Origin of the sequence: Nitrosomonas sp. (genome assembly GCF_024282095.1) — a bacterium.
Classification (GTDB): Bacteria; Pseudomonadota; Gammaproteobacteria; order Burkholderiales; family Nitrosomonadaceae; genus Nitrosomonas.
On record NZ_JAMWZS010000035.1, the window covers coordinates 1 to 12,457 of the forward strand.

8 protein-coding genes are annotated in these 12,457 nt (G+C 47.4%); 5 read left to right on the forward strand and 3 right to left on the reverse strand.

Annotated elements, in window-relative coordinates; all coding sequences use genetic code 11:
• The 4 genes from Q0K92_RS10270 to Q0K92_RS10285 form a co-directional block, all read left to right on the forward strand.
• A partial coding sequence (locus tag Q0K92_RS10270; protein WP_297325713.1) for a phosphotransferase occupies positions 1–678 on the forward strand: 678 nt, incomplete at its 5' end.
• Between the two features lie 19 nt (positions 679–697).
• Positions 698–1,393: an N-acetylmuramate alpha-1-phosphate uridylyltransferase MurU gene (gene murU, locus Q0K92_RS10275; RefSeq protein WP_297325728.1), complete on the forward strand. Its 696-nt coding sequence runs from the start codon at positions 698–700 to the stop codon at positions 1,391–1,393.
• Between the two features lie 41 nt (positions 1,394–1,434).
• Entirely contained in the window at positions 1,435–2,742 is a 1,308-nt protein-coding gene (pepP, locus tag Q0K92_RS10280; RefSeq protein WP_297325714.1) for a Xaa-Pro aminopeptidase, read from the forward strand.
• Positions 2,739–3,104: a hypothetical protein gene (locus Q0K92_RS10285; protein WP_297325715.1), complete on the forward strand. Its 366-nt coding sequence runs from the start codon at positions 2,739–2,741 to the stop codon at positions 3,102–3,104. Before pepP ends, Q0K92_RS10285 begins: the two co-directional genes overlap by 4 nt.
• Before the next feature lie 148 nt (positions 3,105–3,252).
• Here Q0K92_RS10285 and Q0K92_RS10290 read toward each other — a convergent pair whose 3' ends face one another.
• Positions 3,253–3,936 carry an SCO family protein gene (locus Q0K92_RS10290; RefSeq protein ID WP_297325716.1) on the reverse strand — a complete coding sequence of 228 codons (684 nt, stop codon included), beginning with the start codon at positions 3,934–3,936 and terminating at the stop codon, positions 3,253–3,255.
• A 21-nt stretch (positions 3,937–3,957) separates the two neighbouring features.
• A complete protein-coding gene (locus Q0K92_RS10295) occupies positions 3,958–5,814 on the reverse strand; it encodes a multicopper oxidase domain-containing protein (RefSeq protein WP_297325717.1) in 1,857 nt (618 codons plus the stop codon).
• 844 nt (positions 5,815–6,658) lie between these two features.
• Here Q0K92_RS10295 and Q0K92_RS10300 point away from each other — a divergent pair.
• A complete protein-coding gene (locus Q0K92_RS10300; RefSeq protein WP_297325718.1) occupies positions 6,659–11,605 on the forward strand; it encodes a peroxidase family protein in 4,947 nt (1,648 codons plus the stop codon).
• A 202-nt stretch (positions 11,606–11,807) separates the two neighbouring features.
• Here the strand turns inward: Q0K92_RS10300 and Q0K92_RS10305 are convergent, their stop codons facing one another.
• Positions 11,808–12,455, reverse strand: a complete 648-nt coding sequence (locus Q0K92_RS10305) for a response regulator transcription factor (RefSeq protein ID WP_297325719.1) — start codon at positions 12,453–12,455, stop codon at positions 11,808–11,810.
• Positions 12,456–12,457: the final 2 nt, after the last annotated feature.

Sequence of the window (12,457 nt, forward strand, 5' to 3'; positions counted from 1 at the left end):
CTTTATGGCGATGCGATTGATGCGCTCATTAAGCTGCAACTGTCGCAGCAGGTAGAAGGTTTGCCCGATTACGATGAGGCATTATTGCGAAGAGAACTCAATTTGCTTCCGGATTGGTATATCGCGCAACATTTGCAGAAAGATTTATCGGAAAAACAGCAAGCCGTTCTGCAGTTAATTTTTACGCGAATTATACAAAACAATCTTGCACAGCCCAGAGTCTTGGTGCATCGCGACTATCATTCCCGTAATCTGATGGTGACATCCCCCAATCCCGGCATTATCGATTTCCAGGATGCTGTGGTTGGCCCGATTACGTATGATTTGGTGTCGTTATTCAAGGATGCGTATATTCGATGGGATGAAGCGCATATCCTGGATTGGACGATCCGTTATTGGGAAAAAGCCCGCAAAGCCGGGTTGCCGGTATCTGCTGATTTCGCGGAATTTTACCGGGATTTTGAATGGATGGGCGTGCAGCGGCATATCAAGATTTTGGGGATTTTTGCCCGCCTGAATTACCGCGATGGTAAGGCGAATTATCTGAATGATATGCCGCTGGTGATGGAATATTTGCGTAAGACTTGTAAACGCTATCGGGAACTTCATTTGCTGCTTAACTTGTTGGATGAGCTGAATCCTGCTGAATCGGATCAAAAAATTGGCTACACCTTCTAGTAGTGTTTCCTATAAAGCGATGATTCTCGCAGCCGGACGCGGAGAACGCATGCGTCCGCTGACGGATGCTGTGCCCAAGCCATTGTTGAAGGCGGGTGACTATGCATTGATCGAATATCAGTTGAAAAATCTGGCACATGCGGGGTTTGTCGACATGGTTATTAACCATGCGTATCTCGGTGAGATGATCGAAAATGCATTGGGTCATGGCGAGCGGTATGGTGTTAACATTCAATATTCACCTGAAAAAAATGTTCTGGAAACCGCCGGGGGGATAGTTAATGCTTTGCCACTGCTGACGGATGAATCCAATACGCTGCCATTTCTGGTTGTCAACGCGGATATTTATTGTGACATGGATTATGCATCGTTGTTACCGACCATGCACAGGATGCGATCGAATATGGGTCAGTGGCTTGCGCACCTGGTTTTGGTAGACAATCCGGCGCATCATGCCGCAGGTGATTTTGCGTTGCAGGAGGATCGGGTGATGTTGACAGGAAATGACAAGCTGACTTTTAGCGGCATCGGCATTTACCGGCCACCGCTTTTTAATGATATAAAACCAGGCGTGGCCGCAAAACTGGCGCCCGTACTGCGACAGGCGATGCAAGAGGGAAAAGTGAGCGGTGAGTACTTTTCCGGGCAATGGGTCGATGTGGGAACGCCGGAGCGGCTTGAATTACTGGATAAGCAACTTAAATCCTCGCCATGATACTAACATTGTATTAGTTTAGAAACTTCAGGTAGGTACTTATGACGCAATTCCAACACTTTATTGCACGTCGGCAGCTGCTGGCAGCTAACATGCGATCCGGTATCGCAATTATTCCAACGGCTCCGGAACAGGTACGCAATCGTGACGCGCACTATCCTTACCGGTTTGACAGCTATTTTTATTATTTGACGGGTTTTCGTGAACCCGGCGCCGTGTTGGTGATTATTGCTGCCAGCGATAAAGCGCCGGCAAAAGATATTTTGTTTTGCCATGAAAAAGACCAGGAACGTGAGATATGGGATGGTTTTCGTTATGGTCCGGCAGCCGCTAAAGATATTTTTGGTTTTGACGAGGCGTACCCGATTTCCAAACTGGATGAATTACTGCCTCAATTGTTGGCTGATCAACCTGTCGTTCATGCCGCATTCGGGCACGATTCTGCCTGGGATCAACGCATTGTCGGTTGGTTAAACCGGGTGCGTGAACTAACGCGCACCGGCGTGGCCGCACCGGGAGAAATCCACGATTGCCGCACGCTGCTCGATGAAATGCGGTTAATCAAAAACACGGATGAATTGCAAATAATGCAGCGAGCGGCAGATATCTCGACACAAGCGCATCAGCGTGCGATGCAGACAACGTGTCCGGGCATGCGTGAGTATGAAATCGAAGCTGAATTGCTCTATACCTTCTGCCGACACGGCGCACAGGCACCAGCCTATACTTCCATTGTGGCAGGAGGGGCCAACGCCTGTGTGTTACATTATGTGCAGAATAATGCTGAACTGAAGTCGGGCGATTTGTTGTTGATCGATGCAGGTTGCGAACTTGACGGTTATGCTTCAGATATTACGCGAACATTTCCGGTGAACGGCAAATTTACCGCGGCGCAGAAAGATGTTTATCAACTGGTTCTGGCTGCGCAGCTTGCGGCCATTGCTCAGGTACAACCGGGAAATAGTTGGAACGACCCGCATCAGGCGGCGCTACATATATTGGCGCAAGGTTTTATTGATCTGGGATTATGTCAGGGCAGTGTGGATGCAGTGCTGGAATCGGAAGATTACAAACGTTTCTATATGCACCGAACCGGGCATTGGTTGGGAATGGACGTGCATGATGTCGGTGAGTACAAGCAAAAAGGCGAATGGCGCTTATTGCAGGCAGGGATGGTATTGACCGTTGAGCCGGGTTGCTATATCCGCCCGGCGGATAATGTTCCGGAACATTTCTGGAATATTGGGGTACGAATTGAAGATGATGTGATTGTCACTCCGGCAGGCCATGAAATTTTAACCATGGCAGCACCTAAAAAGATAGATGACATAGAGGAGCTGATGCAATGAACGATGAACAGAGAAAAATTATTATCAGCAAGGTTTCCGAATACCGCCAGAATGAATCAGGAGAATATCAGCAGGTACCGATTTCTCCGGTCAATCGATGGGTTACCTATGCAATGCTCATTCCGGTTGTGGTTGTGCTGGTGCTGATCGGCATTTTCTTTTTTGCGGCCTTTCTGGCGTTACTCGCGGTTGCAATTATGGTAGTTGGAGTACGGTTCTGGTGGTTACGCAGAAAATATGAACGCGCGACTCAACAACACGATGATTCAAAACGGCAAACTGATGATGGTCAAACGATCATCATCGAAGATGCGCAAATCATTGAAGAAACGGAAGTTCATCACGCAAAGTCGAAGAAATAATAAAAAACAACCAAAGCCGTTTTGGATTACCTGTGATTTTGCCGCACGGTTTTGGTTTTTGTGCTGTTGATCTGTTTGTCGCCTATGCCGCCGTTACAGTCAAATACCGCCAGCTTTGCCAGCGGTATTTGACTTATTCAGAACTTCCCTATCCATGCTTTTCATGGAAAGTATGTACCACCTTTGGATCGAGATGATTAATGGTGGCCATGATCTGCTGCGGTTCGGACAAAGCGGGTGCCATGCTCCAGCGATTGAGTGCAGCGTTACCAATGCGCACCATTCCAGTATGATTTTCTTTCACTTTATCAAGATCGATCTCACGTTCAAAGAAGCCGAGTCGGAAGCGAACCAATTCGATATCTTCCGGCGCGCCGGTAAGAAACTTCCAGCCAGATTTTATGCCATGCTGGTCGGTGTATTGCTTGAGTTTTTTGGGGGAATCCTGTTCAGGTTGTAGGGTGATGGAGTACATAAAGACATCGTGTCCCACACGCTCGCCCAGCATGTTCTGCACTTGCAGCAGATTGGCTGTCGCTTTCGGACAGATGCCGGCGCACTGGGCATACATCATATTGATGGCGACAACTTTATCGCGAATCAGGTCGTCGTAAAATCTGACTGCTTCTCCTTCATGTGTATAGAGTGTTACGTTTGGAAGCGGCGTGTCGCTCAGTATATCCCTTCCGTTCCAGTTGGTAGCACTACTACTAGGCATCTTGCTGCTCAGTCCTTGCCACGCGGCATTCAAGCCGATCAAACCTAATGTGGCCAAACCCATGCCCGCCAGAATTTCTCTGCGCGTATTCATATTAGTTTTTTCTTTATTCATGATATATAACTCCCTCTTAGTCTATACAATATCCCAACGTATCATCATGGCGTGGTCTTCGTGGATCATATTGTGGCAGTGCATCACATACTTTCCAGGAAAATCTCGGAAGCGCATAAACAACCTTACCGTTTCATTCGGCCCCAGCACGTAGACATCCTTACGCCCTTTTTCGTGCGCGGGCACAGGTACTTCAATGCCATTTTTAGATCTTTTTAGGATATGACCTTCTTCGAAGTGGATATGAACGGGATGACTCCAGCCACCGGATGGATTATGCAGTTCCCATATTTCCGAACTACCTGCCGTCATCTCAGCGCGTGGGGCGTTGACGTTGACAAACTGATCATTGATCGCCCACATGCCATTTTTGCGCGCAAATACCCAAGTCCTAACGGGAGCTGCCGCAATTTCTGCCAGAGTTGGTCGGCGTATTGGACGTAAAGTGCTCGGCACTCGACTGACATCAGGTTCACTGGGCTCACGGTCGACAATAAACTTGAGCACACGTATGCCGGGAGCTTTGACGTTGCCCGGTCCGCGTGTACCTGTTTGCACTAGCCGGTTAGCGAGATAAAGCTCAGTTCCCAGATCGTACTTGGAAAAATCTACAACAATATCACCACGCTCAGCCACGCCCAAGTGAACTTTGAACTGATTGAACAGCGGTTTGGGCAAAAGATTACCGTCATTGGAAATATAGGTGAAACTTTGCACTTTATTTGCTTCATCGACCAGATGAAACTGATAAAAGCGATCTGGTCCCGCATTCAGCAGGCGGAAGCGATACTTACGGCGGGCGACTCTCAGCACGGGCTCAATTTTGCCATTAACCGTGATTTTGTCGCCGAATGTGCCTTCTGGGCTAAGCTGATCGAAGATATGGATGCCATTTGCATCGAAGCGCTTGTCCTGGAACGCCAGCGGATAATCATAGTGACCGCTTGGTAATCTCAAAGCGGCCGGATTGGGATCGTGTTCATCGCCCGAATCGAGAGTGTCATATATTAGGTAGAATCCTGCCAGGCCGCGGCTTGCATTGGGCGCAGTAAAATCCAAACAATGGTCGTGATACCACAAGGTGCCCAGTGCTTCACGCTTATCACCCCCAACAGGATTATTGGGGCCTTTGGGAAACTCATCAAGACCGGCATAGATATTAGGGTAGAACTGATCTTTGAACTTGCCTGGCCCGCCGAGTGTTGGTCCGGATTTTGTCTCACTGAAATAATCGCCAGGGAAACCGTCGCTCTCTGAGGGGGTATGTAGGTTATGCAAATGCATGCTGATTTCCGGCGTACCGAAGCCCACATGGTTCTCGGGTAATTCGTTATATAAACGAACGATGACCGGACGTCCATAGCGCGCATGGAATGTAGGGTTGGGATAAGGATCACCATTTTCGAACTTGCCTATATAGTTCCAAACAAGCTGAGGAGGATAATCCGGATGGAAGACATGATCTGTAACCTCCTCGACTCTTAATTCATAGGTATCCGCTTGATCGAATTGAAGCTGCGGATTGCCAAAGAAATAGTCCCAGCGTTGGTGTCTAGCGCGCCGACACTCATCAATTGCAGTATTCGCATCCCCTTGCGGTATACGATTGGGATCCGTAAGAAGATCTGTCTGTGCCACCGGTTCAACCGCTTCAGGTAATTCTTCCAGCCAAGGTGTGGTCGGCGGACTGGGCGGCAGCACTGGGACTACTTGCGCTATGCTTTTGGGCGAGCTTAAGACTATGGGTGCTGCCAGAATTGTGGCACCAGTCGCTTTAAAGAAAGATCGTCTTGATTCATTGGATGGCACATCAGAAGCATTATCTTGCAAACAATCGGGAATGCTACCTTGTGTAAAATCGTCCTTTGTATTTTCCATGATATCCCCTTACACCTCTTTATAAATTAATTAAACTGTCTGCCTGACAGTTCACACAACACACACAACATGGTCACTTGCTTGTTGTTTTGTACTTTCTTCCAATACATTGGTTTAGGTGAATTCACTAACCAATAATGTAATCATGCTAGAGGTAAGTCTGATAAATAAATAAGTAATGGCTAGTTTTTATCTAAGCATTTACTTAGTCACGTATTGATTGTGATTTGCAGCAATTAATATTGGATTGGCGCTGTGGAAAGAATCACAATTTTTTATTGCGGAATAGTGGTCTTTATAGTCGGAGTTTTGCACAGCACTCAATGGCATGCCTGGGATTTTTTCAGTAAAGCGATTTGGCAATGTCACTACTCAGGTAATTCTCACATCACTTAAATAGTGGTAAATATTCTTGATTCCGCTATCGCAATATATTTATCAAGTGTATGAATAATAGTATCTTAATGAAGAATCTTTCAGGCTGATTTGCCCATCAAACTGGCATAAACCTAGTGAATTCCTAAGGTTTATCTAAGTAATTACTTAGATAAAAACCAGCGTTTTGCGTATTTATATCCCTGGCTAATGTGTATTAAATGTGAAGTGTCTGTGTAGTAGATGTGAATTATATGTGTATAAAATATAAATTATAGGTGCATTAAATATAAATTATATGTGTATGCGTTTGGTTGAAAATGGAATTCTAAATAATAAAAGTAGCAGATTAGGGAACTCGTCAAAAGCATTATTGAATGATTAGCTAATGTGATTGATTAATGGGCCCAATAGATAAGAACTCGACACTCATACTCTTCAAATAATTAAATATTGCGAGGCAAACAAAATGGCTAATTTCAGCAGAACGGATCTGAATTTTTTACTGGATCAAATTTTTATTTCTGAAAGTGATTCTCTAGCGCAACAAGGAGGCACTTTTGATGCATTGCCGTCGCTTATCAGCAGTCCATTGCTGCCGCACGGTCTGCGCAACGTCAACGGATCATATAATAACCTGCAGCCAGATCAATCTTTGTTCGGCGCGGCTGATCAAGTTTTTCCACGCTTGCTGGATCCAGTTTTTCGTACCGGCGAAGCCGTTCCCACTGGATTTGGCACCCCGGGACAGCCGGTAGGCAGTGCCACTGATTACAATCAAACCAAGGGGTTGGTGTTCGATTCGCAACCGCGCACAATCAGTAACCTGATTGTTGATCAGACGGTTAATAATCCAGCTGCAGTAGCAGCTGCAGACCAGACAGCAGGCTCAGAGTTGGTTGATGGAATTCGCTTCGATGGCACGCCCTTTCAAACCTATTTTATTCCTAATGTCACGCCGGATGTGGGGCTGTCGGCGCCATACAATTCCTGGTTTACCTTGTTTGGTCAATTCTTTGATCACGGATTGGATCTCGTTAACAAAGGGCAAAGTGGTACGGTATTTGTTCCACTGCAACCTGACGATCCGCTGTACGATCCAACGCCTGGTGCTCCGAATTTTATGACGCTGACGCGCGCAACTAACTTACCGGGCCCGGATGGTATTACTGGTGATGATCCCTCAACGCCATTGCTAGACGAGAGCGCTGACGATATCCACGAGCACCGCAATCAGACCACACCTTTTGTTGACCAGAACCAAACCTATACATCGCATCCTTCACACCAGGTTTTCCTGCGCGAGTATGTGTTCAATGCGGCGGGGGATCCGGTTGCAACCGGCAGATTGCTTGAGGGAAGCGCTACTAACGATGGGCTTGCTACTTGGGCCGATATCAAATTGCAGGCGCAGCAGAAACTGGGTATCAACCTTACTGATGCCGATGTGACCAATTTGCCTTTGCTGAGAACAGATAGTTATGGCAAATTTATCCCTGGTCCAAATGGTTTTGCACAGTTAGTTATCGGAGTTGGTGCTGACAATGTTGCGAATACGCCTGACGACAATGTTCTTGAAGGCAATCCTGCTGCCAACGGCGGGGATGGTGTTAATATTCCAACCAACGTGATCCGCACCGGTCATGCCTTTTTGGATGACATCGCACATTCGGCAGCACCGCGCAATTCAAACGGCACGATGAAAACACCAGACGCTGACGGTGTCATTAATGATCCTAATGCGCCGCCATTGCCGTCTGGTCAATATGACGATGAATTATTGGATGTGCACTTTAGTACCGGCGATGGCCGTGGCAATGAAAATATTGGCCTGACTACGGTACATACCGTGTTTCATGCCGAGCACAATCGGAAGGTTGACGAAGTTAAAGCTTTAGTCACGAGCAGTGGTGATCCGGCGTTTATCGCACAATGGCACTTGCCGGATGGATCATGGAACGGTGAACGTCTGTTCCAAGCAGCCCGCTTTGCGACCGAGATGCAATATCAACACTTGGTATTCGAAGAGTTTGCGCGCAAGGTACAGCCTAATGTAGATATTTTTGTCGGTTATAACAGCACGATTGATCCAGCCATTATGGCTGAGTTTGCGCACGTGGTTTACCGCTTCGGACACTCGATGTTGACTGAAACGGTGGCCAGAACCAACCCGGATGGCACGCCTAATGACATCGGTTTGATTCAGGCATTTTTAAACCCGGTCGAATTTGGTGCAGGCTACGCTAACAGCATCGAAGCTGCCGGTGCGGTTGTCAAGGGTATGACCAAACAAGTCGGCAATGAAATCGACGAATTTGTCACTGAAGCTCTACGCAACAACTTGGTTGGCTTGCCACTCGACCTGCCCACGATCAACATGACGCGTGCCCGCGATGTCGGCATTCCATCGCTCAATGAAGCGCGTCACATGTTCTATGAAGATACCGGACACAACGCTACTTTGCAGCCTTACGAAAGTTGGGCTGACTTTGGATTGAATATCAAGCACCCCGAGTCGCTGACCAACTTTATCGCCGCCTATGGTACGCATCCTAGCATCACCAGCGCAACAACAATGGCGGACAAGCGCGCGGCAGCTCAGGCTCTGGTGGACGGTGCAGAAAATGGCACAGATCCTGATGCCGTTGATTTCATAAACAGCTTTGGTACGTATGCGAACTTGCCGTCTGGAGCGACTACTACCGGTTTGGATGCCGTTGATTTCTGGGTTGGTGGTTTGGCTGAAAAACAATCACCATTTGGCGGATTATTAGGAACCACCTTCAACTTCGTCTTCGAAACACAACTGGAAAACCTGCAAGATGGTGATCGTCTCTATTATCTAGCCCGTAATGCCGGACTCGATTTTCTCGTTCAGCTGGAAGAGAATTCGTTCGCTGAATTGGTGATGCGTAACCTGCCGGATGTCAAACATTTGCCTTTCGATATTTTCTCAACACCGACATATACCTTTGAAGTGGGTAATCTGGGTATCAGTGGTCCGATTCAAGATGATGGTGCCACACCTTACAATGAAGCGACGTTGAAAAATCAATTGAATAAACCTGCTTTGGTTCGCGACACCACGCTGGGTACCAATACCATTCGTTATACGGGTGACCAGCACATTGTGATGGGCGGTACTGACGGTCCCAACAAAATACGCTCCAGTGAAGGGGATGATACGCTGTGGGGTGATGGCGGCAATGATCGCTTGGAAGGCGGTGCCGGCAATGATTCGCTCAACGGTGGTGACGGTGACGACATCATTAGCGACTCCTTCGGCGATGACAATGTCAAGGGCGGTGACGGTAACGATGTCATCAACGCGGGTCCCGGTCTCAATTTGATTCTGGGTGGCGCTGGTAGTGATTTCATTATCACCGGTAACGATGTTTCAGAGGTTTTTGCCGGACCAGGTAATGACTTTATCTTTGGCAATACGCCTAACGAAGCCATGGCAGGCAATGAAGGTGACGACTGGATTCAAACCGGAACTGCTGACGGTTCTCCTGGCGATAATTTCGATCCTTTCGGGCGCGATCCAATCCGCGGCAATGACGTTTTCCTCGGCAATGGCGGCATCGACGAATTCATCGGCGAGGGTGGTGACGACATTATGAACGGCATGGCGGGTCCGGACAAGAATGACGGTGACAGCGGCTTTGACTGGATCTTCACCAAGGGTAGCACCATCGCTGCTGATATTGACTTGGCGAAAGGTATTTTGCCAGGCCCGTTTGTGGAAACCTTTGACCGCTTTGCATTTGTCGAAGCGGCATCAGGATGGAATCTTAACGACAAAGTACGCGGTGACGATAATACGAGCGTCGAGTTAGAATTGGTTAATCCGCTCACAGGACAAAATAATGCGCTGGATAATGTCAATAACCCGGCTGGTGGCGGGCATAGTGCTGCTGACAGGATTGCGCTAATTGATGGATTGAGTGCTTTATTGGGTGGCGCGACGACATTCAGTGCCGGTAATATTTTGCTGGGCGGTGCTGGTAGTGACTTGATCGAAGGTCGTGGTGGCGATGACATCATTGATGGCGATCGTTGGCTCAACACTCGGATTAGTGTGCGCAGTGCTGCTGATGATACTGTCGAAATCGCATCTTTCGACAGTATGACCAGTGCACTAAGGACAGCAATGCAAAATGGAACCTACAATCCAAGTCAACTCAAAATTATTCGTAAGATTGAGACAGCACCGGCTGGTACCAGTGTCGATACGGCCGTATTCCGGGATGTTTTTGCTAACTATGTAGTGACTGTCAGTGCTGATGGCACGATATTCGTCGATCATGCTACTCCTACTGTAGTAGCCATCGACGATGGTTCCGATACAATCCGTAACGTCGAGCGGTTGCAGTTTACTGATAGGGTTGCAGTCGTTGGTACAGCCGGCGATGACAACTTGGTGGGTACAGCCAACAATGACACATTGATCGGTTTGGGTGGTAATGATCGATTGGATGGTTTGGGTGGCGTGGATGCATTAATTGGTGGTCCAGGGAACGACACCTTTGTGGTTGATACCACTACCGACACGATTACCGAAGCCGCTGGCGTTGGAAGTGGTAATGACACGGTGGAAAGCTCGGTGACATTTACAATCGCTGCTGCTCCTAACCTTGAAAATATTACGCTGACGGGCGCAAATGCAATTAACGCGACGGGTAATGCTGCGATCAATATTCTTATTGGTAATAATAATAATAATGTACTGACAGGCGCTGCCGGTAACGATACGCTGACAGGTAACGACGGCAATGATACATTGGCTGGCGGTACCGGTAATGACACCATGGACGGTGGTGCAGGTGATGATATCTATGTCGTTGATAGTCTTCTCGATTCGATTACTGAATTGGCGGGCGGAGGTATCGATACCGTTCGTAGTTCGATAACCTTTACGTTAGTAACTAACCCCAATCTTGAGAATCTTGAGCTCACCGGTGCGGCTGCAATCAATGGAACGGGTAATGATGCAAATAATATCCTAACGGGTAATGGTGCCAACAATGTACTCTCGGGTGGCGATGGTAATGACGATCTGTTTGGTGGAATCGGCGCCGATTCGCTGACAGGTGGTAACGGAGCGGATGATTTCAACTATAGCGCGATCAATCAATCCACTCCGGGTGCAGCAGGTAGAGACAGTATTGCCGGCTTCACAAGTGGCACTGACAGGATCGATCTGAGTGCAATTGATGCTATCGTGGGTAACGTCGGCAACGATGCTTTCACCTTTATTGGTGGCGCTGCCTTTAGTGCGGCTGGACAAGTACGCTACGTGAGTGCTACGGGTGTATTTCAAGCGAACGTGGGCGGCGCTAATGGCAATGCTGCTGACTTCCAGATTCAATTGACAGGCGCGCCAGCATTCGCTGCAGCGGATTTGGTTGCTTAATTGAGTTAAGAGGGGGAGGATTGGGGGAACGTGGACTTTTAAGTCTGTGTTCTCCAAATCTTTAGTCGTTGCGTAACAAGTAATGCAATAGTAAAAAAGTTTGTGATTGAATTTTCAAAAAACAAGCCCTGTTTTGATGGCAGGGCTTGTTTTAGTGTCATGCAATATTCTAATTTTTGAGTACACGACGTACTTGATCTGACTATCCGTCGATAATATTGTGATTGATGGCTAAGCGAATCAGTTGTGTGGTATTTTGTAAATCCAATTTCCGCATCAAATTGAGGTAATGGACGCTAACAGTTTTAGGACTGATAGAGATTTTATCTGCAATTTCTATATTGGAACTTCCCTCTACGATTAGTTTGACTATTTGGAATTCACGTTTGGTCAATAAATCAAAGGGATTTTCATAATTCTCTTTGCGTGTAGCATGCATTGCGAGTGCTGTAGCCAGCTCCGATTCAATATAGGTTTTTCCCATACTGACTTGGCGCACCGCATGAATCATTTCTCCAATTCCGCTTTGTTTGCTGATAAATCCAATGGCACCTGCTTTTAATGCGCGGTGAACCATCGTGACATTGTTTAGCATGCTGAAGACTAGAATACGCGCGGTAGGATCGTTGCTTATGATGCGATGAATGGTTTCAAATCCACAAACACCGGGCATGTTAAGATCAAGAATAATCACATCAGGCTTATGCTCTTGCCATAATTGATAACCTTCTGCGCCACCTTCCGCTTCTGCCACTACACTCATATCCGGTGTGCTTTCAAGCAAACGGCGATAGCCGGTACGTACGACAGGATGATCGTCAATCAATAAAATGGTAATGGGTTTTGTCATTT

Excerpts from the sequence above, each read along its gene's own strand:
- murU (WP_297325728.1), top strand. The coding sequence starts at position 698 with ATGATTCTCGCAGCCGGACGCGGAGAACGCATGCGTCCGCTGACGGAT.
- pepP (WP_297325714.1), top strand. The coding sequence starts at position 1,435 with ATGACGCAATTCCAACACTTTATTGCACGTCGGCAGCTGCTGGCAGCT.
- Q0K92_RS10285 (WP_297325715.1), top strand. The coding sequence starts at position 2,739 with ATGAACGATGAACAGAGAAAAATTATTATCAGCAAGGTTTCCGAATAC.
- Q0K92_RS10290 (WP_297325716.1), bottom strand. The coding sequence starts at position 3,936 with ATGAATAAAGAAAAAACTAATATGAATACGCGCAGAGAAATTCTGGCG.
- Q0K92_RS10295 (WP_297325717.1), bottom strand. The coding sequence starts at position 5,814 with ATGGAAAATACAAAGGACGATTTTACACAAGGTAGCATTCCCGATTGT.
- Q0K92_RS10300 (WP_297325718.1), top strand. The coding sequence starts at position 6,659 with ATGGCTAATTTCAGCAGAACGGATCTGAATTTTTTACTGGATCAAATT.
- Q0K92_RS10305 (WP_297325719.1), bottom strand. The coding sequence starts at position 12,455 with ATGACAAAACCCATTACCATTTTATTGATTGACGATCATCCTGTCGTA.